Source organism: Deltaproteobacteria bacterium, assembly GCA_020845895.1.
Taxonomy (GTDB): domain Bacteria; phylum Lernaellota; class Lernaellaia; order JACKCT01; family JACKCT01; genus JADLEX01.
The window spans coordinates 1-25,690 of record JADLEX010000064.1 but is presented as its reverse complement, the minus strand read 5'-3'; the positions used below and the strand labels follow the sequence as shown (position 1 = coordinate 25,690).

The 25,690-nt window shown below is 64.3% G+C and carries 25 protein-coding genes and 1 tRNA gene; 15 read left to right on the top strand and 11 right to left on the bottom strand.

Going from position 1 to position 25,690, the window contains the following annotated elements:
• From IT350_09135 to recR, 8 genes are all read left to right on the top strand, one after another.
• Nucleotides 1-761: hypothetical protein (locus IT350_09135; GenBank protein ID MCC6158205.1), on the top strand; the 761-nt coding region annotated here is incomplete at its 5' end.
• Between the two features lie 135 nt (nt 762-896).
• Nucleotides 897-1,823: a response regulator gene (locus tag IT350_09130; protein MCC6158204.1), complete on the top strand. Its 927-nt coding sequence runs from the start codon at nt 897-899 to the stop codon at nt 1,821-1,823.
• Between the two features lie 16 nt (nt 1,824-1,839).
• The gene (gene nagZ / locus IT350_09125) at nt 1,840-2,898 is read left to right on the top strand and encodes a beta-N-acetylhexosaminidase (GenBank protein MCC6158203.1); all 1,059 of its coding nucleotides are present in this window, start codon (nt 1,840-1,842) and stop codon (nt 2,896-2,898) included.
• 102 nt (nt 2,899-3,000) lie between these two features.
• Nucleotides 3,001-3,486 carry a DUF2505 family protein gene (locus IT350_09120; GenBank protein ID MCC6158202.1) on the top strand — a complete coding sequence of 162 codons (486 nt, stop codon included), beginning with the start codon at nt 3,001-3,003 and terminating at the stop codon, nt 3,484-3,486.
• 51 nt (nt 3,487-3,537) lie between these two features.
• Nucleotides 3,538-5,076, top strand: coding sequence for a lysine 5,6-aminomutase subunit alpha (locus IT350_09115; protein MCC6158201.1), 1,539 nt, complete (start codon nt 3,538-3,540; stop codon nt 5,074-5,076).
• A 188-nt stretch (nt 5,077-5,264) separates the two neighbouring features.
• Nucleotides 5,265-6,248 (top strand): cytochrome C, encoded by a 984-nt coding sequence (locus tag IT350_09110; GenBank protein MCC6158200.1) that lies wholly within the window; start codon nt 5,265-5,267, stop codon nt 6,246-6,248.
• A gap of 168 nt (nt 6,249-6,416) precedes the next feature.
• Nucleotides 6,417-8,759, top strand: coding sequence for a hypothetical protein (locus IT350_09105; protein MCC6158199.1), 2,343 nt, complete (start codon nt 6,417-6,419; stop codon nt 8,757-8,759).
• 202 nt (nt 8,760-8,961) lie between these two features.
• Nucleotides 8,962-9,561: a recombination protein RecR gene (gene recR / locus IT350_09100; GenBank protein ID MCC6158198.1), complete on the top strand. Its 600-nt coding sequence runs from the start codon at nt 8,962-8,964 to the stop codon at nt 9,559-9,561.
• Between the two features lie 18 nt (nt 9,562-9,579).
• Here recR and IT350_09095 read toward each other — a convergent pair whose 3' ends face one another.
• Nucleotides 9,580-11,274 (bottom strand): acyl-CoA dehydrogenase, encoded by a 1,695-nt coding sequence (locus tag IT350_09095; protein MCC6158197.1) that lies wholly within the window; start codon nt 11,272-11,274, stop codon nt 9,580-9,582.
• Nucleotides 11,275-11,494: 220 nt separating this feature from the next.
• Between IT350_09095 and IT350_09090 the strand changes: the two genes are divergently transcribed.
• Entirely contained in the window at nt 11,495-12,235 is a 741-nt protein-coding gene (locus IT350_09090; protein MCC6158196.1) for a hypothetical protein, read from the top strand.
• Between the two features lie 63 nt (nt 12,236-12,298).
• Here IT350_09090 and IT350_09085 read toward each other — a convergent pair whose 3' ends face one another.
• From IT350_09085 to IT350_09060, 6 genes are all read right to left on the bottom strand, one after another.
• A complete protein-coding gene (locus IT350_09085) occupies nt 12,299-13,054 on the bottom strand; it encodes a DUF3108 domain-containing protein (GenBank protein ID MCC6158195.1) in 756 nt (251 codons plus the stop codon).
• Between the two features lie 40 nt (nt 13,055-13,094).
• Entirely contained in the window at nt 13,095-14,189 is a 1,095-nt protein-coding gene (locus IT350_09080) for a tetratricopeptide repeat protein (GenBank protein ID MCC6158194.1), read from the bottom strand.
• Nucleotides 14,186-16,633 (bottom strand): AgmX/PglI C-terminal domain-containing protein, encoded by a 2,448-nt coding sequence (locus tag IT350_09075; protein MCC6158193.1) that lies wholly within the window; start codon nt 16,631-16,633, stop codon nt 14,186-14,188. The genes IT350_09080 and IT350_09075 overlap by 4 nt, the downstream gene beginning before the upstream one ends.
• A 180-nt stretch (nt 16,634-16,813) precedes the next feature.
• A complete protein-coding gene (locus IT350_09070; protein MCC6158192.1) occupies nt 16,814-17,230 on the bottom strand; it encodes a hypothetical protein in 417 nt (138 codons plus the stop codon).
• Between the two features lie 140 nt (nt 17,231-17,370).
• Entirely contained in the window at nt 17,371-17,673 is a 303-nt protein-coding gene (locus IT350_09065) for a nucleotidyltransferase domain-containing protein (GenBank protein MCC6158191.1), read from the bottom strand.
• Nucleotides 17,666-18,088, bottom strand: a complete 423-nt coding sequence (locus tag IT350_09060) for a nucleotidyltransferase substrate binding protein (GenBank protein MCC6158190.1) — start codon at nt 18,086-18,088, stop codon at nt 17,666-17,668. Before IT350_09060 ends, IT350_09065 begins: the two co-directional genes overlap by 8 nt.
• A 149-nt stretch (nt 18,089-18,237) precedes the next feature.
• Here IT350_09060 and IT350_09055 point away from each other — a divergent pair, with 149 nt between their 5' ends.
• Nucleotides 18,238-19,434, top strand: coding sequence for a SidA/IucD/PvdA family monooxygenase (locus IT350_09055; protein MCC6158189.1), 1,197 nt, complete (start codon nt 18,238-18,240; stop codon nt 19,432-19,434).
• Between the two features lie 51 nt (nt 19,435-19,485).
• On the opposite strand, the gene IT350_09050 is transcribed toward IT350_09055, so the two are convergent.
• A complete protein-coding gene (locus IT350_09050) occupies nt 19,486-19,656 on the bottom strand; it encodes a 4Fe-4S binding protein (protein ID MCC6158188.1) in 171 nt (56 codons plus the stop codon).
• Between the two features lie 138 nt (nt 19,657-19,794).
• Complete coding sequence (locus tag IT350_09045; protein ID MCC6158187.1) at nt 19,795-19,995, bottom strand: 4Fe-4S binding protein; 201 nt, start codon at nt 19,993-19,995, stop codon at nt 19,795-19,797.
• A gap of 235 nt (nt 19,996-20,230) precedes the next feature.
• On the opposite strand from IT350_09045, the gene IT350_09040 reads away from it, so the two are divergent.
• Complete coding sequence (locus IT350_09040) at nt 20,231-20,686, top strand: thioesterase family protein (protein MCC6158186.1); 456 nt, start codon at nt 20,231-20,233, stop codon at nt 20,684-20,686.
• A 33-nt stretch (nt 20,687-20,719) separates the two neighbouring features.
• Here IT350_09040 and IT350_09035 read toward each other — a convergent pair.
• Nucleotides 20,720-20,803: transfer RNA gene (locus IT350_09035), tRNA-Leu, on the bottom strand.
• A 155-nt stretch (nt 20,804-20,958) separates the two neighbouring features.
• Between IT350_09035 and IT350_09030 the strand changes: the two genes are divergently transcribed.
• From IT350_09030 to IT350_09020, 3 genes are all read left to right on the top strand, one after another.
• Nucleotides 20,959-21,192: a hypothetical protein gene (locus IT350_09030; protein ID MCC6158185.1), complete on the top strand. Its 234-nt coding sequence runs from the start codon at nt 20,959-20,961 to the stop codon at nt 21,190-21,192.
• Nucleotides 21,189-21,449 carry a type II toxin-antitoxin system RelE/ParE family toxin gene (locus IT350_09025; GenBank protein ID MCC6158184.1) on the top strand — a complete coding sequence of 87 codons (261 nt, stop codon included), beginning with the start codon at nt 21,189-21,191 and terminating at the stop codon, nt 21,447-21,449. Before IT350_09030 ends, IT350_09025 begins: the two co-directional genes overlap by 4 nt.
• A gap of 222 nt (nt 21,450-21,671) precedes the next feature.
• Nucleotides 21,672-21,986 carry a ferredoxin family protein gene (locus IT350_09020; GenBank protein ID MCC6158183.1) on the top strand — a complete coding sequence of 105 codons (315 nt, stop codon included), beginning with the start codon at nt 21,672-21,674 and terminating at the stop codon, nt 21,984-21,986.
• Here the strand turns inward: IT350_09020 and IT350_09015 are convergent.
• On the bottom strand, nt 21,983-22,870 hold the full coding sequence (locus IT350_09015; GenBank protein ID MCC6158182.1) for an acyltransferase family protein: 888 nt from the start codon (nt 22,868-22,870) through the stop codon (nt 21,983-21,985). The two genes, IT350_09020 and IT350_09015, sit on opposite strands and share 4 nt — an antisense overlap.
• A 176-nt stretch (nt 22,871-23,046) precedes the next feature.
• On the opposite strand from IT350_09015, the gene IT350_09010 reads away from it, so the two are divergent.
• Nucleotides 23,047-25,416 carry a hypothetical protein gene (locus IT350_09010; GenBank protein ID MCC6158181.1) on the top strand — a complete coding sequence of 790 codons (2,370 nt, stop codon included), beginning with the start codon at nt 23,047-23,049 and terminating at the stop codon, nt 25,414-25,416.
• Nucleotides 25,417-25,690 lie beyond the last annotated feature (274 nt).

Sequence of the window (25,690 nt, the reverse complement as noted above, 5' to 3'; positions counted from 1 at the left end):
ACGACGATTCGTCCGCGGACGACGATTCGGACGATGACGTGACCGACGACGACACGGGCGATGACGATGTCGCGGACGACGATACGTCGGACGACGACACGGGGGATGACGATACCGGTGATGACGATACCGGTGATGACGATACCGGCGACGACGATACCGGCGACGACGACGCCGACCCGCTGCCGATCGAGATCGATTTCGACGATTACGACCTCGGCGCGCTGCCCGAGCCGTGGGTGACCGCGGGGCAGGGCGACGCGGACGGTCAGGTCGTGGCGCTCGTCGCCGCGAACGGATCGGGGCTGGCGCTTCAGGTCACCGGAGACACCGATTCGGGCGATTTCTACTACGCGGGTTATTCGTGGGAGGACACGGACGAGGATATCTCGTTCTCGTTCGACTTCTGGCGCGAGGACGGAGCGTCGGGCGCATTCGCCATCGTTCAGCCCAACCTGCAGAAGAAATTCCTGGCCGGCGTCGCGCCGTCAGGCCAGCTCGCGGCGAACGACGCCAACTCGGCCATCGACTGCGGCGAGACCCTCGCGGCGAATACCTGGTACACCATCACCTTCGTACTGACCGGCGGCGTGGCGGGAACCTACACCGTGCAACTCGACGGCGCGGACACCACGTGCGTGGATCACGACTACTTCCCCGCCTCGACCGATGTCTTCCACGGACTGCTGATCGGGGACGGTGATACGGCCGGGCTGGGCGGCGACGTCTGGTTCGACAACATCGTCGTCGATCTCATCTGACGACCTCTCGCGAACGCCCCGCCGGACGGCCGGCGGGGCGTTTGCCGTTTTCGCTCGCAACTCCCCATCCCCAATCCAATTGATCGCTCCCGGCGATTCGGGTAACGTGCGGGCGTTTTCGGATATCTTTGCACCGTGAACTTCGAGGTCGACGTGCCGGAACGTTTCATCAACAAGATTTTGATCGTGGACGACGAACAGACCGTGCGCGACCTGATGCAGGCGTATCTCGCCCGGCGCGGCTACGACGTGACCTCCGCGGTGGACGGCATCTACGGGCTGGAACGGTTCGAAAAGGACAAACCCGATCTCGTCTTCACCGACATCGTCATGCCGCGCATGAACGGTCTGGAGATGCTCGCGAAGATCCGCGATCAGCATCCGATGGTCTTTGTCGTCGTCATGACCGGATTCTCGGACGAAAACACCGCCATCAAGGCGGCGCAGCTCGGTGTCGTCGACTACCTCGTCAAACCCTTCGCGCCGCAGCGCGTGGACGGAATCCTGGACCGCATGGAACGGCTCGCGTGGCTGCGCCGCGAGAGCAAGGGCGTGATCATCGAGGACCTGCCCATGTCCCTCGACCGCGTGGACATGGCGCTCGAAAACGACCTGCTCGCGGCCAACCGCATGGTCGAGCGCATCATGCGCCTCATGGGCGTCCGCGACGACGACTTCAAGCTCGGCCTGCTCGAGATTCTCGTCAACGCGATCGAGCACGGAAATCTGGAGATCGGATACGAACGCAAAAGCGAACTGCCCGACATCCATCAGTACATGGAATTCGTGAAGTCGCGGTCGTCGCATCCCGCCTACGCCGACCGCCGGGTGCGCGTGTCGATCCGCCGCACGGGCGACCGCGTGGAGTGCGACATCGTGGACGAGGGTCCGGGCTTCGACTGGCGCGCTACGCTGGAAAACGCGACGGGTATCGACGAATTGCTCCACCACGGGCGCGGCCTGCTGCTCGCGCAGGTCATGTTCGACACCCTGAAGTTCAACGACAAGGGCAACCACGTCTTCATGTCGAAGACGCTCGTCGCGCCGCCCGCGGGCGCGTGACGCCTCCCGCGATTTCATGCCCGCAGATGTCGGTCGCTTTCTGATCGTCGGGTTCACCGGCCTCGAACCCGGCGACGAGATCCGATTCGCCCTGCGTGATCTCGGCGCGGGCGGCGTCATCCTCTTCACGCGAAACTACGAATCGCCGGAGCAGGTGCGCGACCTCGTCGCCCGCCTTCGCGAGCTGTCGCCGCGCGATCGGCTATGGGTGTGCGTCGATCACGAGGGCGGACCGGTGCAGCGCTTCCGCGAGCCCTTCACCGTCTGGCCCGACATGGCGACGCTTGGCCGCTCGGGCGATACGCGTTTCGCGCGGCGCATGGGCGCTGCGATGGCAGCGGAGCTCGCCGCCGTGGGCATCGATCAGAACTTCGCGCCGGTTGCCGACGTGAACACGAATCCCGACAACCCCGTCATCGGCGCGCGGGCGTTTTCCTCCGACGCGCGCAAGGTCGCCGAATTTGCCGTCGCCGTGATCGAGGGTTTGCAGGGCGGCGCCGTGGCCGCGTGCGCCAAGCACTTCCCCGGACACGGCGACACCGACGTCGATTCACACCTCGACCTGCCCGTGCTCGGCCACGACCGGGCCCGGCTCGACGCGGTCGAACTCGTGCCGTTCGCCGCGGCGGCCCGCGCGGGCGTGGCGTCGATCATGAGTGCTCACATCGTGTGGCCGGCGCTCGATCCGGATCGGCCCGCCACGCTCTCGCCCGTCGTGCTCGAAGCGCTGGCGCGCGCGCTGCCTTACGACGGGGTGATCGTGAGCGACGATCTGGAGATGTCCGCCATCGCGAAGCGTTACGCGTTCAAGGAGGCCGCGCCGCTCGCCGTGGCCGCGGGATGCGACGCGCTGCTCGTGTGCAAGAGCGTCGAAGCCCAGGAATCGGCCTATCGCGGGCTCTTCGACGCCGTGCGCGCCGGGGCGCTTCCACACGAGCGCATCGATGCGTCGATCCGTCGCCTCGACCGGATGTCCAGCGCGTTTGCCCGGCGCGAAAGGCCACCGCTGTCGGTGGTCGGCAGCGAGGCGCATCGACGGATCGCGGCGACGATCTCCGAGGCGCGCATCGGCTGAGCGGGACGACGGACCGTGTTTCGCGGTGGCCGGGCTTGGCATCGATGCCGCGCCGCTGCTAAATACGTGGTCATCGCGATTCACCGCGAGGGGGGATGGGGCATGGCACGGGTGGAGAAGTCGTTCACGATTCCCGCGGCGCCCGACGACGTGTGCGCGGCGATGCGTAACCCGAAGCTGATCGAAGAGGACGAGAAGTCGCGCGAGGCGCTCTCCGTGGACGTGAAGGACGTCCGGAAATCCGACACCGATCACCACTACGACATCACGACGGTCACCTATTATCGCACCGTCACGGGCACCGACAAAACGCGCACCGAGCAGAACTTCATTTCGGTGAAGTGGGACCTCAAGGCGCGCCGCTGCACGTGGAGCTGGTCGGGCACCAACGAGTTCGCCAAGCGCGTGAAGATCGAGGGATCGTACACGGTCGTGCCGAGGGGCGCCGCGTCGGACATCGTGCTCGTCGCCGATATCGACGTGAGCGTGCCGCTGGTCGGCAAGACGATCTCCAAGCGCGTTGCCGACATGTTCGCGTCCGAGTGGCCCAAGTACGCCGAGTTCGTCAAGCGCTTCGCCAAGCCCTGACGCGCCGCGCGCTCGATTTGTGCGACCGGCCCGGCCGCCGCGAGGCCCAACATGCGTCTTTCGATTCCGCCTGAAATCCCGGCGCGCGCCCGTGAACTCGCGGCGCGCATTGCCGCCGGCGTCCAGTCTTTCATCGACGAACGCACCACCGATGCGGTGGAACGCGCAACGCTGCGCCTGTGGGGCCTGGACGGCGTGGACGCCGCCGGCGTGCCGCTGCCGAACGTCGTCATCGACCGGCTGCGCGGCGTGCTCGCACGCGGGGCGAGTCGTCCCGTGGCCGCGGCGCTGCGCGAGACGGGGTGGGAGATCGGTCGGCTCGGCGAGGCGATCGCGGCGGGCGCGTACGACATCACGGCGCGCGTCGATGCGCCGGACGACACATGGCGGCCTGTTGCCGACCGCCTGACCGAAGCGGCGCTGCGCGCGATCGACGACGCGGCGGCGCGCCGGCGCGACCTGCGCGGCGAAACCGGCGATCCGCCGTGGCCGTGGCTCTATGTCATCGTCGCCACGGGCAACATCTACGAAGACATCACGCAGGCCGTGATGGCGGCGCGCCAGGGCGCGGACATCGTTGCCGTGATCCGCAGCACGGGCCAGTCGCTGCTCGACTACGTGCCGCACGGCGCGACGACCGAGGGCTTCGGCGGCACCTATGCCACCCGCGAAAATTTCCGTTTGATGCGCGCCGCGCTCGACGAGGTGTCGCGCGAGGTCGGCCGTTACGTGCGTCTCGTGAATTACGCGTCGGGGCTGTGCATGCCCGAGATCGCGGCGCTTGGCGCGATCGAACGGCTCGACATGATGCTCAACGACTGCATGTACGGCATCCTGTTTCGCGACATCAATCCGCACCGCACCTTTGTCGATCAATACGCGTCGCGGCTCATCTCGGCGCGCGCCGACATCGTCATCAACACCGGCGAGGATAACTATTTGACGACGGCGGACGCGGTGGACGCGGCGCACACCGTGCTCGCGTCGTGCCTGCTCAACGAGCGCTTCGCGATACTCGCCGGCATGCCCGAGCGACTCATGGGGCTCGGCCATGCATTCGAGATCGACCCCGAGCGCCCGGGTTCGCTGACGACCGAGATTGCGCACGCGCTGCTGCTGCGTGCGGTGTTTCCCGAGCATCCGCTCAAGTATATGCCGCCCACCAAGCACATGACCGGCGACATCTTCCGCGGCTACCAGATGAACGCGTACTTCAACCTCGTCGGCGCGCTGACCGGTCAGGGCATCCAGCTTCTCGGAATGTTGACCGAGGCGATGCACACGCCGTTCTTGCAGGACCGCGCCCTCGCGATCCGCAACGCGAAGTACGCCTTCGCGGCGACGCGGGGTCTAGCGGACTCGCTCGATCTGCGCCCGGGCGGCGAGATCGCGACGCGCGCCGATACGGTGCTCGGCCTCGCGATCGAGATGCTCGAAGAGATCGCGCGGATCGGCCTGTTCGAGGCGATTGCACGCGGCATGTTCGCCGACATCAAGCGCCCCGAATCCGGCGGCAAGGGCGCGGCGGGCGTCTTCGCGAAAAGCCCCGACTATGCCAACCCGCTGATGGAGCAACTCCGTCCCGCCTGAACCTTGCGACGGCGTCAGATTCCTCTCACCGAAGTCGAGCGCTTTTCACCGCCGGTTTGGTCTAAAACGATCGATTTTCAGGATATTTCGACATTTTGTAATCCTCATTAAGGCAATTTGCCAAAACTTTCGGCTATATATGCGGCAATTTCCATTCCATGTCCGTTTTGAGTTTCGGGGGGGTTGCCATGTCGTTTCTACGGATTCTCGGCTATGCGTTCGCGGCGATCGCGCTGCTCATCGCCGGCGTGGCCGCGTGGTTCTTCTGGTCGTTCCCACGCGTTTACGACGTCGCTCCCGTCAAGGCGTCGAGCGAGCCTGCCGTCATCGAGCGCGGTCGCTACCTCGCCAACACCGTGCTCTCGTGCATGGACTGCCATTCGACGCGGGACTGGACGAAATACTCCGCGCCGATCACCCCCGGCACATTGGGCAAGGGCGGCGACGTCTTCGACGCATCGATGGGTCTGCCCGGCGAGATCCACGCGAAGAACATCACGCCCGCGGGGATCGGCTCGTGGACCGACGAGGAACTCGCGCGGCTCATCACGACCGGCGTCAATCGTGACGGCAAGGCGATCTTTCCGATGATGCCCTACATGGCCTACCGCTTCCTCGACAACGCCGACCTCACCGCGGTGATCTCCTATCTGCGTACGCTCGCGCCGATCGAAAACGCCGTGCCCGAAGGCCATATCGACTTTCCGATGAACATCATTGTGCGCACGATTCCGCAGCCGCCGGCTCCTCTGCCGAAGCCCAACCCGGCGGACACGGTCGCCTACGGGAAATACCTCGTCACGATCGGCGCCTGTACTGAGTGCCACACGCCGTCCGACCACGGTAAACCGCTGCCCGGCATGGCCTTCGCCGGCGGAGCGGAATTCAAAATGCCGTCGGGGGCGATCATGCGCACGTCGAACATCACGCCCGACCAGGAAACCGGTATCGGGCAGATGACGCGCGAGCAGTTCATCGCGCGGTTCAAGGCGTTCGAGGGCGACGAGGCCCACAATCGTCCGGTCGGCCCGAACGATCCGCAGACCCTCATGCCGTGGACGCTCTACGCCGGCATGACCGAGCAGGACCTCGGCGCCATGTACGACTACCTGCTCACGCTCAACGCCGTGAACCATCGCGTGCAGACCTACACGCCGCCGCCGGGAAATTGATTCGGGCGGGATACTGGTTTCTGGTTGTTGGTTTTTAGAGGACTCCGTCGGTTGACGGCCACCGCCCTGGGCCGACATCATGACGGAATGACTTTCTCCGACAAGAATGCGGCACCGCCGTATTGTGCTGTGCCTCTCCACCGCATTCCGGCGATCCCTTTTCTCCTCGTGGTCGCCGCGCTCGTCGTGTCTTGTTCGTGCGGCGATGACGACGACCACGACTCCTCCGCACCCGATGACGACACGGCCGACGACGACGCGGACGACGACGCGACCGGCGACGATGATACCGACGACGACACCGAGGACGACGACGCGGGCGACGACGATACGGAACCCCCGCCGACCTGGGTCGAACCCTCCCAGCCCCTGCGCGAGGACATCTCCCTCGACGGCGCGTGGCTCTTCACGCCGGAGGGCTACGCCGAGCGCGAGGTGAGCGTCCCCTGCCACTGGGAAGCCATCGACGAGTGGGACGGGTGGGAGCAATATGCCTGCCCCGAGTATCTCGCGGGAACGCCCGACGAAACTGTGTCGATCATCGAGGGCCAGAATTGGGAAGACCGCGCGATCAAGCGCGGAACCTATCGCCGCGCGGTGACCCTCGACAAGCCCTGGCCCGTGGTGCGCGCGTATTTCGAGGCGATCCACCACGCGGGCGAGGTGTATTGGAATGACGCGCCCATCGGCGAGACGGTCGGCGCTTACCGCGCCGCGACCTTCGACGCATCGGCCGCCGCGCACGAAGGCGAAAACGAACTGCGCGTCGAACTGGAGGACGGTCACGCGCTGCTCGGCCCGGAAGGCATCACGCGTTGGCCCGCCGGCTACTACGCGCACAACAGCATCACGGGGCTCTATCGGTCCGTTACGCTGCAATTGCGACCGGACATCCTGATCGAGGACGTTTTCCTCGTGCCGTCCACGCGACGCGAAGACCTGACGATCCAGGTGACGATCCGCAACACGCGCAACGTGCAAACGAGCGTGTGGGTGCTGGGCCGCGTGATGGACGAGGACGGCGCGCTCGCCATGGAGTCGCCGGGCACGCGCGTGGCGATACCCGCTGGGGCAACGCGCGACGTCGTGATTGTCGCCCCGTTCGAGGACGCGCGCTGGTGGTGGCCCGCCGATCCCTACCGCTACACGTGGCGTACGCTGCTCATCGACGAGTTCGGCGCGCCGGTCGATCTGCGCGAGGACCGCTTCGGCTTCCGGGAGGTGTGGATCGAGAGCGGCCGCTACAAACTCAATGGCGAGACGATGAACCTGATCGGCGATTCGATCGACGATCAGGCCGCGCGCCCGCGCTACTGGGGCCCGGAATACTGGGATTGCACCACCGCGCCCGCGACCATCGAACGCATCAAGGACCTTTACTTCAACGTCGTGCGTTTCCATCAGGCGCCGCCGCCCGACTGCGTGTACGACATGCTGGACGAAGCGGGGCTGCTCGTGATCCCCGAATCCCCCGTGTACGCGCGCATCGACATCATGCCGCCGTTTTTCTGGAAGCCGCTGTACGTCGAAAATTCGTGGACGTGGATCGGCGAATGGGCAGCCCGGCTGCGTAACCACCCGTCGATCGTCATGTGGTCCGTCGAAAACGAGATGTTCATGTATGCGTTTCCGCTCTCGCCGACGCAGGCGTATTCGCTGGGCGAGCCGGCCCGCGCGGCTGATACGATCATGCGGCCCGATGGCCCGACGACGCCGCGGCCGATCAACTGGGACGGCGACACGTCGTTTTTCCGCAACTTCTTCGGCATGAACCCCGAGACGGTCAACTGGCACTACCCCGCCGGTCCGAATCTGACGATCACGCCCGACAACGAGTGGTACGACGACGCGATTGCGAACTTCGAGCCATACAAGTTCGATGATGTGCCCACGGGCGTCGGCGAGACGATGGACGTGCGCCGCCCCATCGACAGCCCGCACACCACTGACCAGCAAAAAGCCATGCAGGGCATCGCGGTGCGCGCGCTGCGCTATCTCGGTTACTCCGACATCCGGCCTTACAAGCTCAACTGGGCGTGGCACATCTATCGCCCCGACGGATTGGAGCACCCCGTCGGACCGTGGTATCACTCGCTCTTCACGCAGGAGCAAAAGGACCGGCTGCTCGAAATCATTCGCGACTCGTATCACCCGATCGCAGCGATCGACGTGGAATACACACGCGTGGCGACGAACGCGGACGGAACGCAGGGCCCCGTCGAGCTCGCTGCGGGATCGGGCGTTTCGCGCAAGATCGCCGTGTTCAACGATTCGTTCCTGCCGGGGCGGGATCAGACGCTGCGCTGGACGGTGACGGACGAGACGGCGAGTCTGGAACTCGCGTCGGACGAAATCGATCTGTCCGTCGAGCACGGCAACCAGGCCGGAGCGACGGTGTCGTTCACAGCGCCCGCGGCAGGACACGAGGTGACGCTGCGGCTCGAATCGGAGATGAACGACTTGCCGCAGGGCGTGTACGAGATCGAGTACTCGTTCGTCACGACGCCGTGATCGTTCTGTGATTGCTTGCCATCTTGGACGCTTCATGTTTGTCATCCTGAGCGAAGCGAAGGATCTTGCCGCGACCTGTGACCAGACCCTTCGCTTCGCTCAGGGTGACAGGGGCAAGAAGCTTCGGGTGACAGGCGCAAGAAGCTTGGGATGACATAGGATTCACGGTGATATGGAATTGAAATTCACGATCGGAACGAATATGAGCGGATTCGCGGGACCGATTCGGGAACTGGTGGAACAACTCGCGCGGCTGCCGGGCATCGGCGAGAAGACGGCGACGCGTCTCGCCTATCACATCCTCAAGATGAACGCCGAGGACGCCAGGCGCCTCGCGGGCGCGATCACGGGCGTCAAGGAACGCATCGCCCTGTGCGAGCGGTGCTTTGGGCTCACCGACATTCAGCCGTGCGTGATCTGCCGCGACGAAAGCCGCGACCACACCATGGTGTGCGTGGTCGAGCAGCCGCCCGACGTGGCCGCATTCGAAAAGACCGGCCAATACCGCGGCGTGTATCACGTGCTGCACGGCACGCTCTCGCCGCTCGACGACATCGGCCCCGAGGCGCTGCGTCTGGCGGAGTTGGTCGAGCGCGTGAAGAGCGGCGAGGTGGCCGAGATCGTGCTCGCCACGAATCCCAACAAGGAAGGCGAATCGACCGCGCACTACATTGCGGAAGTGCTGCACGAGCTGCCCGTGCGCGTCACGCGCATCGCGCACGGTGTGCCCGTCGGCAGCGAGGTCGAATACGCCGACGCGGTCACGCTCGGTCTCGCGATGAAGGGCCGGCGCGAGTTCTAGACATGGCCCCGGTTTCTCTTAGTCCTTCAGTTCGTAGGCGTCCTTGAGCGGATACACCGCGTTTTCCCAGATGCGTGCGTAGCGTGCCGCGTCGACTACGGGTTTTCGGATCATCTTCACGCAGTATTCCATCTGCTCCGCGGTGGAGGACGGCTTGCCGTGAACGCCGAGCGCGAAGCGCGAAAAGTCGCGCACCATGAAATCGAAGATCTGATCGACGTGATCGGCGTCGATGCCGTAGATTTTCGCGTTCTCCAAAATCAGTTGTCCGTAGGCCACGAGCGTGAAGATCTCGCCGATCGCGAGCAGGAAATCGATGTCCTTCTGCTGCTCGGCGCCCGGCGTCGCGTTCATCAGGAACTCGCGGAACACCTCGATCTGCTCGCGGAACACGCCCACGTTCGGCGTGTCGAACAGCGCGTACGCCTTGTTGTAGTCGTGGAACTGGATCTTCCCAAGCCCCTTCGCCGGCCCCTGACGGAAAAGGAAGTCGTCGTTGCGCGCGTCGTCCACGCGGGGAATCTCGGGATAGTCCGCGGGCGCGAAGAAGAAGTTGGGCATGAACTTCACGATGAGCGCGATGTTGACGTGTACCGTGCCCTCGAGCTTGGGCAGCGCACGGATGTCGCGGGCGGCCATCTCGAAGAACGTGCTCTTCTCGAATCCCTTGGCGGCGATGACGTCCCACATCAGGTTCATCACCTCTTCGCCCTGCGTGGTGACCTTCATCTTCACGATCGGGTTGTAGAGCAGATAGCGCCGGTCCTCGGCCGATGCCGTGCGCATGTAGTCGGCGGCGCGCAGCGCGAAAAGCTTCATGGCGACGAGCCGCGCGTAGGCATCGACGAACATCTGCTTCACGTGCGGGAAGTCCGTGACGGCCATGCCGTAGAGCCGCCGGTTGGCCGCATGGCGCATCGCCTCGTACAGCGAGTGCGTGCACATGCCGATCGACGCCCAGCCCAGGTTGTATTTGCCGATGTTGACCGTGTTGAGCGCCGAGTCCCAAGCCGCCGGCCCGCGCGAAAGGATGTCGTCGTCGTTGATCGGGTAGTCGTGCAGTCGGAACTCGGATACGTAGTTCTGGCTCGCGCACACGTTCTGCACGCACTCGTACTTGGGATGCTGCGAGTTGACGGCGAAGAAGGTGTAGTCGTCCGTGCCGGTGATCTTGGCGAACACCGACACCATCGCGGCCTCGTTGCCGTTGCCGATGTAGTACTTGTCGCCCTCGGCGAGATACGCGCCTTCGCCCAGCGGCTTGAGCATCATGTCGGTGGAGTACACGTCCGCGCCGTGCTCCTTCTCCGACAGACCGAATCCGAAAATCGCTCCGTCGGCCAGCGCCGCCGCCGCGCGCTTCTTCGCCGTCTCGTTCGGCGACATCCAGATCGGGCCGAGACCGAGAATCGACACCTGCCACGTGTACCAATAGGCGAGGCCGTAAAACCCGAGGATCTCGTTGAACTCGCAATTGCGCCACGTGTCCCAGCGCGAATCGGGGCCGCCATAAGGCGCGGGCGTGAGCAGATCGGCAAAGACGCGGTTCGTCTTCACAAACTGCAGGAAGTCGGCGTACCAGGTCTGCTCGCGGTCGTCCCGCTTGATGGCCGCCTTTCCCTTCTTCTCGAAGAATTCGACGGTCTTTCGCATGATCTCGGCCGACCGGGCGTCGGGGTAGGGGCGCGTGAGCTTCGCGGGGTTGAGCAGCATGGCGGTCCTCGTGGGGGTTGGCAGGCAAAGGGCCGAATCGTTTATGGCACCGGATGAAATCGATGTCAAAATCGCAAAAACGACCGTTGCGGCGGTGACACGTCCGACAAGTCCGTGAAACAACATCGAAAAGTCGGCTCTTGATCGTGCGTTGCGACAGGTCTATAAATATGCGGATTCGGGCGGCGGCGCGGCCATTCGCCCAACAGGAGGGACGAGGATGAAGTGGAATATTCGGATTTTGGCGGTGCTCGCGGCGCTCTTGTTTGCGCTGCCCTTAGCGGCGTTCGCCCAGGATGACGACACGGCGGACGACGATGCGGACGATGACACGGACGACGACGCCGACGATGACGCGGACGACGATGCGGACGATGATGCCGATGACGACGCGGCGGATGATGACACCGGCGGCGGCGAGTTTTCGGCGGTCATCGATTTCACCAATCCGCTGACGTTGACCGGCGGACAGCAGTACGACTTCGAGTTCACCGTCAGCAACACCACGGCGGTCGGTGCGGTCGATCAGTGGATCAACCTGATCGATCTGTATATGCCGAACGATGAATACGTCATTGACGGCGCGAACATCGTCGCGCCCGACGCGATCCACTCGGGCGAGTGGACGTTCGAGCTGATTCCGGGCGATTCGACCGACGTGGGCATCCGCTGGATGTTCTCCTCGGGCGTTTCGTCCGCGGAATACGGCGACATCCAGGAAGGCGAATCGCTGACCTTCGCGTTCCGCGCCACCACCGACGAGGACGCCACCGACGGCTTCGACTACAAGGTCGCGACCGAGTCCGGCCAGTTCGTCGACGGCACGGCATGCATTGTGGACGGCTGCGACGATCCGATCGGTGACGACGACGACGATGACGACGATGACGATGACGATGCGGCGGACGACGATGACGACGACGACGATGATGATGATGACGACAGCGGCTGCGGCTGCTGATCGCGCGTAACGGTCAACTCCACAACGCCGGCCTTCGGGCCGGCGTTGTTGTTTTTGCGCCCGTTACTTCTTGATGAGTTCGCCGTAAATGTGGCCCCAAAGGGCCTGTGTCTCGACCCTGAGGACAAGGTGGTTCGGCGCGTCGGCGACCCAGATCGTCACCTTACGGACCTTCTCCACCTTGCTGGATTCATCGGCGACGTTCGATTTGATGACCTGCGCCGAGATGCGTTTGGCGTCGAACTCGCCGGCCGGCACCTTGGTCTTTTCGCGTCCTTCGACCTTCCACTCGATCACGTGCTCGCGCTTTCCGTCGAACACATTCGCGGTATAGCGCTGTCCGGGTTCCAGCGGCTGCGCTCGCATGTAGAGGATCGCCGACAACGGACAGAATACCCCCGCCGACTGCGCCTTCTTGGGCGTGAGCGCCTTGCCCTTGTCTTTGCGGAAGCGCGTCGCCTTCAGGAGCCCCTCGGCCTTGTCGAGCACGATCTCGGTATCAAGTTCGAAACCGCCCTCGCGCTGATAGAACACGTATTTGCGCGGGGAGTAATCGGCCTTGACCGCCCAGGTCTTGATGCGGTCGCGCACCCGCCAGATCATGTCGAGATAGGGCTTGCCCTTGATGTCGATGTTCGCCGCGTAACACGGGCCGTCGCACGCCATCTCGGCGATCTGCACCGACGCGTTCGCCGCGGCGATGCCCTTCCAGCCGAATTCGTATTCCAGGTTCTCGCCGGCAAATTCCGCCGCGAACACCGTGCCGGCCAGCACGAGCGTTGTCGCGAGAACAAACAGGCCCAGCCGTTTTGCCGTCATGACGCCCCCGGGTCTTTTCGTTCTCACGGCGTTCGTCCCCTCACGGTTTTGGCGACCGGGCCGCGTGCAGCGCCTCCAGGCGATCGGCGGACTTCTTCGCCCACGGCGATTTGAGATCGTAGCGCCGGTCCAGATCGACGTTTTTCCTGTAGGCTTCCTCGGCCTTTTTTATCACGGTCGCGACGCGCGATTCCAGCTTGCGCACGTAAATGTCGCGCTCACCCGGCGCGAGATCCGACGGCAACGGCGCGTTCATCACGGCGTCGTAAAACGTCTCGTATCCCCAGCCGAGCTGGTGCAGGCTCGCGCTCATCCACCAGAGCTGATACGTCTCGATCGATCGATAGAAATAGACGCGCGCGCGCACCAGCAGATCGGCCTTGGCCAACAGCCTCGCCTTGAGCTCGCCCTCGTCGCCCACCAGTTCGATGCGTTCGTATTGCATCAGGTAGACTTGGCCGAGATAGAACCACCCCTTGGCGATATACGTGGTGTCCACCGCGAGACGCTGCAGGCCGCCCCGGCGATAGCGCTCTTCGAGCGCCTCGATCAACGTCGCCTTCGCCTCTTCGTAGCGGCCCATCTCGAAACGAACCACGCCGAGTCTTGCGAGCGCGTTGATCCGCTCGATCTCGCTGATTGAAAAGAGCTGCGTCATCTTCACGAGCGCGGCCTCGGCCTCGGCCCAACTCTGTTTTTCCTCGTGGCACGCGGCCTTTCGACCCAGCAGCACCGACGGCGCGTAGGTCGGCCCGGGCATCGCCTCGAGCCGAGCGTACAGGCCGAGCGCCTCGTCGAATTTCCCGAGTTCCTCGTAGCACAGCGCGGCATTGAAGAGCGCGAGCGGAAACGAACGTTCCTCGGGAAACTTGTCGATCAGGGTGAGATAGAGTTCGAGCGCGTCGTCGTACTTCTTGTCGTTGAACGCGGCGGCGGCTTTTTGCATCAGCTCGACCGAGTCCCAAAACCGCGGCGGCAGTTCGCCTTCGGGATCGACCTCCATGCGCACCGCGCCCCACTCTTCGCCCGAACGGGGTGCGGTGGCGCACGCGGCGAACGCCCCCAGGCACCCGGCGAGCAGGACGATCGCGACGATCGTCCGGGCCGGGAATTGCGCCGGGGGCGGGTGCGTCATTGCGAATACTTGAAGGGGAACTTGACCGTCTTGGGGGGTCCGGCGAACGCCGGGAACTTGGCGCGCAGCACGCGGCGGCGCAGGCATTCGTCGGCATCAGGGGCGTCGAGGCTCGACTCGACCACGCTCGCGCCCGACACGCTGCCATCGGGTTCGATCGTGAACTGCACGAGAGAGACGCCACCCATCTCCGGGTTTTGTTCGAGCCCGCGCGTGAAGCAGTACGAGATGCGGCCTTTGATGCCTTCCATCACGGAGCCGATTTCCGCGGCGGTGAGCGCGGTCTTGAGGCCGCCCGGCGAATCACCCGGCGCGACGCCGCCCGGAGTAGGGGTTGCGATGGGGGGCGCGACCGGTCCTTCGCTCGACGCCACCGGCGGCGGCGTGGGTGCTTCGCTCACCCCCGGCGTGGGCTTCACGGGTTTCTCGGTGGGCGAAGACGGTTTCGATCCGGGTTTCGTTCCCGCGACGTCCGGAACGACATCCGGTGCCGTGGCGTCGTGGGCCGCATCCCCGGGGGCCTGCGGCGCGATGACGTCGGGCGGCGCCTCGGGCTGTTCGACGACCGGTGCGACGACCGATGGGGCCTGGAACCGGGGCCGGATCTGGAACCAGTAGATCACCGCGAGGGCGGCGACGAGCACCACCGCGACCGCGGCGTAAAACATCGCCCGGCTCGGCGGCGCCTTGGGCGCGGCGACCTCGGGCCGTTCGAAATCGCGCGGACGGATCGGCGGCTTGGGCGCGGCGGGAGCGGGCAGCGGCTCGGGGACCTGCTCGAACGGCCGACCGATGTGCGGCAACTCCGCTTCGTGTTCGAAATCGAGCGCATCGCCGAACACGCGTTCCACGGCCGCGGCCGCCGCGTCGGCCTTCGGCGCGAAACTCTCGTCCTGCGCGTCGAGCGTTTCGAAGAAACGCTGCTCGATCTCGGCCTGACGCGTCGCGGTCGTGTCCTCAACGTCGGCGAGAATCCGATCGATCGCCTCGTCGGGCGCAAGTTCGGGTTCCTGCGCTCGTCGTGCCTCGGGCTCGCGCACGAAGGCGTCGGCGTCGATGAGGTCGAGCACGTCTTCGGGTTCTTCGGCCGTCGCGATTTCCGAAAGCGGTTCAACCGCCTCCGCCGCCGCTTCGCCGATTTCCCCAAACTCGGGATGGGACACAGGCTCGGGCGTGCGCTCGAGAATGGGCTCGACGATCTCTTCCTCGAACGCCTCCTCGATCGCCGTTTCCTCGAACGCGGGTTCCTCGACGGCGGGCGGCTCCGGCGCGCGCGGCGCGGGCTCCGGCTCGATCGGTTCCGGCGCGGCTGGTTCGGGAGTCTCGTCGAAGACCTCGATCGCCTCGTCCTCGATGCGAATCGACTGGGTTTCGTCCACGTCGCGACGGAAATCCTCCCACGCCTCGGCGGCCTCGTGGGCGTCGGTGGCGGTGGTGGACTCCGCGGAAACGGCGGGCAGCGGGGCGACCTCGATGGTGCCGGCGTCGAAAAGGTCTCCGATGTCTTCCTCGAGCCCCAGATCCTCGGGCTCGAGCGGTGTGACCAGATGAAGTTGGGGCTTGGGCGGCGGCGCGGACAGTCCGTCGAAGACGCGATCGATCGCCTCGTGGAACGCCGCGACGTGCGGATAACGCTCCGCGGGATCGGGGTCCATCGCGTAGCGAATCACGTCGGCCAGCGCCTCGGGCAGTTCGCCGATCAGCGCGATGTCCCCGACGTGCGCGGGCGGCTTCGAGACCGTCGCGAGCGAATACACGAGCGCGCCGAGGCTGAAAGTGTCCGCGGCGCATCCGACCTCGCGCCCCGCCTTGAGCTCGGGCGCGAAAAACTCCAGTCCGTCCATCACCGCAAATTCGTCGGGCGAAAGCGCGGGCAGCACCGCGTGCATGAGCCCCGCATCGGCGAGTGCGAGGCCCTGAGGACCCACGAACATGTTCTTGGGCAGCAGGTTCAGGTGCGGCAGATCGAATCCGACCGCCTTGCAGCCCTCGGCGACCGACTCGACGATCTGCCGGATCTGTTTGGCGGGGATGCCGGTTTTCTTCGCCTTGGACATCGTCGCCGCCAGCGCCTGGCTGAGCGGACGCGCCTTCTGAAGCGGCATGCGCAGGTAGAGCAGATCGTCGCTGCGACCCGACTCGAGCACCGGCACGAGGTTGTGGTGGCGGGTGGACGACAGGCGCGCGACGAGCTGCTCGAGCCGCCCGGCGACCGCTTCGTGGGCGCAAAACCGGGCGTAGATGGTCTTGACGGCGAACGGTCGCCCTTGGGCATCGACGACCTGATAGACGCGGCCGATATTGCCGCGGCCCAGCACCTTCTCGACGCGGTAGCGTTTGGCGATCAGCTCGCCGACGCTGTACGTCTTCTCGAAAACCCCGGTTTTGCCTTCCAGGGTCGCTTCGATCAGGTCGAGGCTTTCGTCCTTGAGAAAATCGTCCAAACCATCCCCCGGCGCGCGCGGGACGCACGAGCCCGCATCGACTCGCGCCGCGAACGCGCAAACGCGCACCGACCGTGCCCGTCGTGCGGCCCGCCCGTGAATCGACCGATCGATCTATTTTGGGAATTTTCGGGAAAAAAGCTACACGTGATCGGTCGTGCGCGCTCCCCCGTCGCGGCGTCAGTCGATCTTCTTGAACACCTGCGCGGGCGTCTTCGCCGTTCCGGCGCTCGCGGGCACGATGCTGATCTTGTCCGGCGCGATGAACATGACGCGCAGGCTGAGCTGGCCGCCTTTCTCCTTCTCCGAGCTGAAAACGATCTCGTCGTCCTTGCACGAGTCGACCGTGAAGGGTTTGGCGGGTTTTTCTTCCTTGCCGATCACGGCGGAAATGGTCTTCTTCTTCGTGTCGATGATCATCGTCTGTTTGCCGAACGTTTCGATCATCTTCGCCGTGTACGTGTCCTCGGCGACGATCTCCCACTTGCCGGTGAGCTTCTTCGCGCAGTCGTCCTTGGACCCGGCGAAGGCCGCCGAAATCGAAAACGCCATCGACGCCAGCACCGCGCACACCACGGTCATCCGCGAAATCCGCATTCGTTCTCCCTTCGACGCGCGGCCACCCGGCGGCGCTTTCCAGCGAATTGTGGAAAGCGGCGCTTGTACCATTGGCGGGGAGCGAAGGCCAGAGGAAACGCTTGTCATGATGCGCGAAAACCGGGATCGAGTTCGTCGAGTCACGAAGAGGTGACGAGAATCTCGTAGCCGTTCGCGATCACTCGGCGAAAGCTCTCCGAAACCGCGTGCCAGTCGACCACATCCACGCGGAACGATATGTCGGAGTCCTCGAAGGCCTCGCGGAGCAGGCGCATCGTGTCGTCGTCAATTCGGCCCGGGCCGACGATCGCGATGTCGAGATCCGACCACGGCTTGGCGCGTCCGTTCACGCGCGAACCGAACACGCGAACCTCGCACCCCGGAACGTGTCGGCGCAGGATGCCGCGAATCGTTTCAATGTCATTCGGCTTCGCGTCAATCATTTCGCGCGGTCAAGGCGGCGAGCAGCCCCCGGGCGTCTCCCGCGAAATCGCGGGCGGCCAGCCAGACGTTTTCGGCGGTGTTCGGATCGTACGTGTGCGACGTGCGGTTGCGCGCATCGTGGTGACGCATCCACCGCTCGACATCATCGATCAGTCGATTTTCCGCCGCCATGCGGAACAGTTCGCGCCGGGTCACGCCGTCGGCGACCGCATGGGCAATATTGGTTTCCAGCCAGCGCTTGATGAATTTCCAGCACAGCTCGTACGTAAATTCGAAATGCTGGATAACGCCCGACTTGACGGCATTTCGAGCCACGTCGTCGAGCCCCGACATGAACACGCCGTCCTCGCTTTTCGCGATCACTTTCCCGAGAGCCTCGACGGCGTTTTTCAGGTTTTCCAGTTCCAGCGGCATTTCGCGACTCCGGCCCAAGGGCATTTACGCACTCGCGAGACGCCCTGTTCGCCCGCGACCGCCGAACGATACGACGCCCGAACCACGCGGGCAAGAAGCTGCCCTCGACTCCTGAAGACCCGCGCCCGGGAGTCGTCTATGATGCGTTCATGCTGGATTGGATCGTCATCGGCGGAGGCATTCAGGGAACGCACCTCGCGCTCGTGCTCATCGAGGAGATCGGCGTCCCGCGAGATCGGCTGCGCATCGTGGATCCGCACCCGCTGCTGTGCGAACGCTGGCGGCAACTCGCGGAAAACACCGGCATGGCCTACCTGCGTTCGCCGGGTGTGCATCACATCGGACTGCGCTCGTTTTCGATCGACGCCTTCGTGCGCACCGAGACGGGGCGACCGCATCGCCGGTTCGTCCCGCCCTACAACCGCCCGGCGACGAGGCTGTTCAACGCACACTCGCTGGCTGTCATCAAGGGTCATGCACTCGAATCGCTGCATCTAATGACGCGCGCGTCGGGGCTGCGCGCCGAGGGCGACGGACCAGAACGTGTGTGGCACGTGCGCACCCCGCAGGGCGATCTGGCGACGCGAAACGTGTTGCTGGCGTTCGGTCACACGGAGCAACCACGTTGGCCGGACTGGGCCGTGCGTCTGGCGGCGACCGAGCGACCGATTCGGCACATCTTCGACGATCACTTTCGCCGCAAAGAAATCCGGCACTGGGAGCACATCGCGGTTGTGGGCGGCGGACTTTCGGGCGCGACGCTCGCCCTCGCGCTCGCCGACGCAAAGCAAGGGCGCGTTACGCTCATCACGCGCGGCGAGGTCCGAGTCGAACAATTCGACAGCGATCCCGGCTGGCTCGGGCCGAAACTGCTCGCCGGGTTTTGGGCCGAGAATGACTACGTGAAACGACGGGAGATGGTGGACGAGGCCCGCAACCGGGGCACCGTGCCGCCTGACGTGGCCGAGGGCCTGCGCCGCGCGGTGCGCGAAGGCCGCCTCGCCCACGTCGTCGCGCCCGAGATCGAGGCGATGGGCGACGGGCCCGGCGGCATCGCGCTGCGCCTCGCGGGCGAGCGTTTCGAAGCCGAGCGGATCATCCTGGCCACGGGGTTGGAGAAGCGGCGCCCCGGTTCTCCGTGGATGGACCGCGTGATCGACGAGCACGCCCTGCCCGTCGCGCCGTGCGGATATCCGATTCTCAAGCAGGATCTCGAGTGGGCGCCGGGGCTCTACGCGGCGGGGGCTTTCGCGGAACTGGAACTGGGACCAGCAGCCCGCAACATCGCCGGGGCGCGCTCGGCGGCCGAGCGACTGGTCCAAACGCACAAATCCCGCCTCGCCTGACCGGTCGTCAAGCGGGCGGGACTCGCGACGCGCGCGAAAAGCGGCGCGCGTTTACTCGATGATGCAGCAATCGACCGGGCAGGCGTCGGCGCAGTTTCCGCACCCGTCGCACAGGCTCTGGTCGACGACATAAACGGCGCCCTCGGTGATGCAGTGCTTGGGGCACTCGTCGAGGCATGCTCCGCAGGCGATGCATTCATCGGTGATGTGACAAACGGCCATGGTGTCCTCCTCGTTCGTTCTCGTGCTCAGGCCAAAATCGTACGGAGTTTCACACTCCGTCATACCTCTAAACGCAGGATCGGGCGTCCGAAGCCGGTTCCCGACCTCGAACGCCCGCTTTCGTCAGGCCGCTGACTCTTACGAGTTCGCGGCCACCGCGAAGTCGTCCACGAGGGACGGCTTCGCCGCGTCGACCGGACAAACGTCGGCGCACATTCCGCATCCCCCGCAGCGCTCGGTCAGAATGCGGTAGATGTCGCCTGTCAGAATGGCGTCTTTCTCGCACGCGTCGAGGCAGACTCCGCAGGCGATGCACCGGTCGACGATTCGGTAGGCGATCATAAAGTCCAACCCAAAAAAACAGCACCGTTCACGGGACATGATCTAGCTCATATTCGGACCGACGTCCACCGTCTGGCTCACACTCCGACCGGGAATCGAAATTTGCGTTAGCGAGATTACGCCGAACGGTCGGTCTGTCGCTGATCGTGGTCCGAGCGACGATTCGCATCGGGATTGAAGCGACCGCGACCGGCGGCCAAGCTCCGCCCCGGTGTTCGTTTTGGGGGTCGGAATGGGTGACGGATTCTCCCGCGCGTTCGTGGTTCGGTGGGCCGATCTGGACTTCAACGGCCACATGAAGAACACGGCCTATCTCGACGTCTGCGGCGACGTGCGCATGATGTTTTTCGAAGCGAACGGCTTTTCGATGCGCGAGTTCGAGCGACGGCGCGTGGGGCCGGTGATCGTGCGAGACGAGGTGGAGTATTTTCGCGAAATGCGTCTGCTGGAGCCCTTCGTGGTGGATATCCGACTCGTCGGGATGAGCGACGACGCAGTGCGTTTTCGCATCCGAAACGCATTCGCCCGCGAGGACGGCAAGCCGGTTGCGCGTGTGACGAGCACGGGCGGGTGGTTCGATCTCGCCGAGCGAAAGCTCGTCGCGCCGCCGGACGAACTGGCCGAGGTCATCCGCGCCATGCCGCGCACGGACGATTACGAGACGTTGCCGCCCGCGAAACGTCCCTGACGCGTCGTCCGATCCCACTCGATTTTCGGGAAATGCCTGGGGAGAGAATCGAACTCTCATGCCCTTGCGGGCGCGGGATTTTGAGTCCCGTGCGTCTGCCAGTTCCGCCACCCAGGCCCAACGCGCAGCAGTCGGCCAGTTGCGCGTGAATCGGTTTTTACGGGCCGTGCCCAACGATGTCAATGAAGGATTGGGTCAGCGGATCAGTTCGGAGAGGGCGCGTTTGAAGGGAAGTCCTCCGCGTGGTAATGTCATTACCGAGGAGTCAGACGATGACCGGACCATCCGAACAGAACGAATCGACGCACGCCATGGCCAGCGTCTTCGTGACGGCGTTGCTGGCGGCGGGAGAGGATGTCCGCCGTGAAGTCCTCGCCCGCATGCTGAATGATGAGGACCTCCGCGACGATGTGGAGGCGGCCCTGCTGTGGGAAGAGCGGAAGGGCGAGGACAGCAGGTCCCTTCGCGACGTCCTTTCGTCGTTTGGCGATAACTCTGTCGAATGAGCTACTCGGTTCACGTCAAGAAATCGGCGGAAAAAGAAATCCGATCGCTTCCCATCCGCATCCGCGAAAGCGTCGTGCAGGCCCTGATCGATCTTGAAAGTGATCCGACGCCCAAAGGGCGCTGTCGGGCTCTGCGTTCGCCGCTGAACGGATTCCGCATTCGAATCGGCGATTGGCGAATCCTGTACACGATTGACGACGTCACTCGTGAAGTGATGGTTTTCTCCGTATCCCATCGACGCGAAGCGTATCGTTAGCCTTCGCATTTCCGCACGGCGCCCATGAAAAAGCGATCAGCGGAACTGCTCGGCGAGGGCGCGTTAGTAGCGGAAGTCGGTTCTCGGAAGAAACGGCACGCAACCGTTAAGCACCCTACCTCGCGACTGCCATCCGGCCATGGACAGACCGGGCGGAATCTGTATTCTTGGTGCCCCCATGTCCACCCCGCCCCACGGTGAGGGGCGTTCAAGGAGCCGTTCATGACCTACGTCGTCACCGAGAACTGCGACAACTGCAAATACACCGACTGCGTCGACGTGTGCCCGGTGGATGCGTTCCACGAGGGTCCGACGATGCTCTACATCAACCCGGATTCCTGCATCGACTGCGACTCGTGCGTCGAGGAGTGCCCGGTCGAGGCCATCTTCCCCGACGACGAAGTGCCGGACCAGTACAAGCCGTACACCAAGGTCAACGAGGAGATGTCGCGCAAGTACCCGGTCATCACCGAGAAAAAAGACCCGCTGCCCACGGCGCGCACCATCGACGAGATCAAGGCCGCGAAAAACCGCTAGCCGGTCCGTCCGAATCCGAACACGCTCTCGCGCCGGGCGAGGGCGTCGTCCACCATGCCCTGCACCGTCAGGCGCACGCGGTCGGCGAGCATCCGCACCACTTCGGGGTCGTTCACCGCGTCGGGGCCGTACTGCGTCGAGAAATCGAGCGCCGGGCCGTAAGTGATGTCGTACTTCACCGGCAGCGGCAGACCGCCGAGCACGCCCAGGTGCGGGAAAAACGGCGTGACGGGAAAGTAGGGAAACCCGAGCAGGCGCGCGATCGGCTTGATGTCGAAAAACATCGGCGCCTGTTCCTCGCCGCCGATCACCGCGGTCGGCACGATGGGCGCGCCGAAACGCAGCGCGAGCTCGACAAATCCCACGTGGAATTCCAGCAGCCGGTAACGCCGCCAGAAAAACTTGCCCGTGCCCTTCGCACCCTCGGGGAACACGATCACCAGTTCGTTCGCGCGCAGCAGGTCCTCGAAATTGCGCCGCGCGCCCACGATTTGGCCGGCGCGGTAAAAGAACGTCGAGACGTAAGGCAGATCGCCCAGGAAGTTGTCGACTACGGCGCGCGCCAGGCGCGACGGCAGAAGCCGGTGGACGAGATCGACCCAGATCAAGCCACCATCGATGGGCAGCACACCCGAGTGGTTTGGGGTGACGAGCACGCGCCCCGGCGGGATGTGCTCCTGCCCGCGGCTCTCGACGCGGAAGTAGTATTTGTAGAGCCAGTATCCCACCGCATAGCCGAGCAGCGCAGTTTCCTTTTCCATCCCGAATGCATCGAATCCGAAGCCCATGTCGCGCACGGCGATCGACTCGAACTTTGCGAATTCCTCGGCGGGCAGGATTTTTTGGGCGAGGGCCACGGCGCGGCGTCGCTGGCGGGTGTTCATGTCGAAATCTCCCGGCGCGAGTCTGCCCAAATCGCGCGCGGCGATCAATTGCAACTTCCTCGTTACGGAAAAGTCCGGCGGCGCGGTTCACTCGCTTTCTGCACCGCGTTCTGTAAGATCGATCGGATCTTGAAGGGCGGGTGAGTGTGTTGCGAAAAACGTGGAGTACGGTCGGCTTGGCGTGCCTTTTGGCGCTGGTAATTGGACCGGTCGTCGTCGGCTGCGATTTCTCGGCGACGGAACCGAATGCGGACGATCCCTCGCCGGACCTGGGGTCCTACGGGAACGTCGCGGACGATGACGCCGCGGACGACGATCAAGCGGACGACACGGTCGACGACGACACCATCGATGACGACATCGATGACGATTCCGACGACGACGTGGACGACGATGCGGACGATGACGATGTCCCCGTCGAGGGATTGGGCGGACAGTGCGTGGCGCTTCATGCGGCGGACGATCGATGGCTGTCCGTGACGTCCGCGAGGACGTACGGATTGCGCGCGAATGCCGGTGCGACCGCGCGGTTTTATCTGCAACCGACGGACTTTTCCACATACTTGTTCTACGACGCGAACGGGGGATATCTCGCGAGCGAGGACGGCCCGTTGCAGCGCGAGACAATGCTCGAATCCGACGCCTCACGCGTGGAAGACGGCTACATCTCGGGCGCGGAGTGGACGCTCGAGCCCCATGTGGACGATGGTTCGCGCTACCAGCTACGCAACCGCCGCAACGACTTGCTGCTGGGTCTCGCCGAATTGGGCAGCGACCCGGTCGCGTTCTCGTTCGAATCCGTCGGCGGCTGCACGACGCACCCGGAAATGTCGCTCGACGCCCAGGGCGAGATCACGCGCACGACATTCGACGACGGAACGCTCTTCGGCATCGCCGACATCCACGAGCATTTGATGTCGAACTTCAGCTTCGGCGGCGGCCTGTATCACGGCGGGGCGTATCATCGCCTGGGCGTCGCGCACGCACTGCACGACTGCTCCGCCGTACACGGCGAACACGGTCGACGGGACTTTTTCGGATACGTGTTCGACAGCCTTGGTCTGGACGCGTCGGACGCGTTGTCGCTGGTGATTCCCTTTCTCGTGGGCGAGTTGTCCGAGGACAACCACGAGACCGCCGGATGGCCCGATTTCCCCGACTGGCCCGACGCTCCGAGAATGTCGACGCATCAGGCGATGTATCACCGCTGGCTGGAGCGGGCGTACATGGGCGGAATGCGTCTGATGGTGCAGCACGCGACGAGCGACTACGTCATCTGCACGATGATGGTCGCCCAGGGCATTCAGCCCAGCCGATACGATTGCGAGGACATGACCTCAATCGACCGGATCATCGACGAGACGTGGGCGATGCAGGACTACATTGACGCGCTCGCCGGGGGCGAAGGCAAGGGCTGGTTCCGCGTCGTGCGCACCCCCGCCGAGGCGCGCGAGGTGATTGCCGACGGCAAACTCGCCGTGGTGCTGGGCATCGAAGTGTCGAATCTCTTTCGATGCCGGCTGACGCCGCGCCCGGACGGGCCCGTCTGCGACGAGGCGTATATCGAGGAACAGCTCGACGACTATTACGCGCGTGGTGTTCGCGCGGTTTTTCCCGTACACAAGTACGACAACAAATTCTCGCCGGGCGATAGCAACCGGGGATTTCTGGAGCCGGGCAATTTCCTCAACAGCGGTCATTGGACAAACGTGGTCCAGGACTGCCCCACCGACGACATGCCCCGGGGCTGGGATCGCGGAAGCGTGTTTTTCGGCGGCTTGATCGAAACGCGAGACGAGTACCTCTCCGATGCGCCGAACGACATGTCGGTCTTCGACGATCATCCCGCCCGCGTGATTCTCCGATACCTCGAACCGCTGATCGGTGGCTCGGCGAGCGGCGACTGGTGCCAAAACGCGACGATCACGTCGTTCGGAGAGACGCTGCTGAACGGAATGATGGCGCGCGGCATGCTGGTCGAGGTCGATCATTTGCCGTCGTGGTCGTACCGACGCGCCTATGAAATGCTGGAGACGAACGATTACCCCGCCGTCGCGAGCCACGGGCGCGTTTGGGGAAATCGTCCGTTCTCGCTGGGCGGCGTGGCCTCCTCGGGAGTCGGCCGTTGCCAGGACCCCGACAACCCGGGATCGACGGTGGCCGGAATCGCGAGCCGCGCCGCGCTGATCGAATCCGTCGGCGGATACCCCGGCGTGCCGCTGGGATTCGATCTCAACGGGTTCGCCCATGCACCCGGCGGGCGCTTCGCCGAAGGCGCGTGCGCCAAGGTGCAGTCCACTCCGATCACGTATCCCTTCACATCGTTTGCGGGAGACGTGGAATTCACCGCGCCTTTCGTGGGCAACCGCGCCATTGATTTCAACACCGAGGGACTGGTGCACATCGGCCTGCTGCCCGAGATTTTGCAGGACGCGCGAATGGACGCGGGCGGGGACGACACAGCGCTCGAGCCGCTCTTCCGCTCGGCGGAAGCCTACGTCCGCATGTGGGAGAAGGCGGAAGAACGCGCGTCCCGAATGCGATAGAACGAATTTGGGGCGCGTCGGAACGTCGGAATCGTCGCGCCAAATGACGACGCCACACCAACAACCAACAACCAAAAACCAACAACCAAATGCCAACATCCCTTTCTTGGTTTTCCCCGCATCATTGCATAGAATCGACAGGTTCGTGGAGCCTGTCCCATTCTCCGTGGAAAGTGGATCGGCGGTTCGGTTAAACATGGTTACGCCACGCCCTCTTTCCGGTCAAGCTCCGCGCCCGCATTGAGGGCGGACTGAAGCATCCACAGGTCCTTGT

Excerpts from the sequence above, each read along its gene's own strand:
- IT350_09085 (MCC6158195.1), bottom strand. The coding sequence starts at position 13,054 with ATGACGGCAAAACGGCTGGGCCTGTTTGTTCTCGCGACAACGCTCGTG.
- IT350_09090 (MCC6158196.1), top strand. The coding sequence starts at position 11,495 with ATGAAGTGGAATATTCGGATTTTGGCGGTGCTCGCGGCGCTCTTGTTT.
- IT350_09015 (MCC6158182.1), bottom strand. The coding sequence starts at position 22,870 with ATGAACACCCGCCAGCGACGCCGCGCCGTGGCCCTCGCCCAAAAAATC.
- IT350_09080 (MCC6158194.1), bottom strand. The coding sequence starts at position 14,189 with ATGACGCACCCGCCCCCGGCGCAATTCCCGGCCCGGACGATCGTCGCG.
- recR (MCC6158198.1), top strand. The coding sequence starts at position 8,962 with ATGAGCGGATTCGCGGGACCGATTCGGGAACTGGTGGAACAACTCGCG.
- IT350_09120 (MCC6158202.1), top strand. The coding sequence starts at position 3,001 with ATGGCACGGGTGGAGAAGTCGTTCACGATTCCCGCGGCGCCCGACGAC.
- IT350_09065 (MCC6158191.1), bottom strand. The coding sequence starts at position 17,673 with ATGATTGACGCGAAGCCGAATGACATTGAAACGATTCGCGGCATCCTG.
- IT350_09070 (MCC6158192.1), bottom strand. The coding sequence starts at position 17,230 with ATGCGGATTTCGCGGATGACCGTGGTGTGCGCGGTGCTGGCGTCGATG.
- IT350_09030 (MCC6158185.1), top strand. The coding sequence starts at position 20,959 with ATGACCGGACCATCCGAACAGAACGAATCGACGCACGCCATGGCCAGC.
- IT350_09020 (MCC6158183.1), top strand. The coding sequence starts at position 21,672 with ATGACCTACGTCGTCACCGAGAACTGCGACAACTGCAAATACACCGAC.
- IT350_09055 (MCC6158189.1), top strand. The coding sequence starts at position 18,238 with ATGCTGGATTGGATCGTCATCGGCGGAGGCATTCAGGGAACGCACCTC.
- IT350_09040 (MCC6158186.1), top strand. The coding sequence starts at position 20,231 with ATGGGTGACGGATTCTCCCGCGCGTTCGTGGTTCGGTGGGCCGATCTG.
- IT350_09060 (MCC6158190.1), bottom strand. The coding sequence starts at position 18,088 with ATGCCGCTGGAACTGGAAAACCTGAAAAACGCCGTCGAGGCTCTCGGG.
- IT350_09050 (MCC6158188.1), bottom strand. The coding sequence starts at position 19,656 with ATGGCCGTTTGTCACATCACCGATGAATGCATCGCCTGCGGAGCATGC.
- IT350_09025 (MCC6158184.1), top strand. The coding sequence starts at position 21,189 with ATGAGCTACTCGGTTCACGTCAAGAAATCGGCGGAAAAAGAAATCCGA.
- IT350_09115 (MCC6158201.1), top strand. The coding sequence starts at position 3,538 with ATGCGTCTTTCGATTCCGCCTGAAATCCCGGCGCGCGCCCGTGAACTC.
- IT350_09110 (MCC6158200.1), top strand. The coding sequence starts at position 5,265 with ATGTCGTTTCTACGGATTCTCGGCTATGCGTTCGCGGCGATCGCGCTG.
- IT350_09095 (MCC6158197.1), bottom strand. The coding sequence starts at position 11,274 with ATGCTGCTCAACCCCGCGAAGCTCACGCGCCCCTACCCCGACGCCCGG.
- nagZ (MCC6158203.1), top strand. The coding sequence starts at position 1,840 with ATGCCCGCAGATGTCGGTCGCTTTCTGATCGTCGGGTTCACCGGCCTC.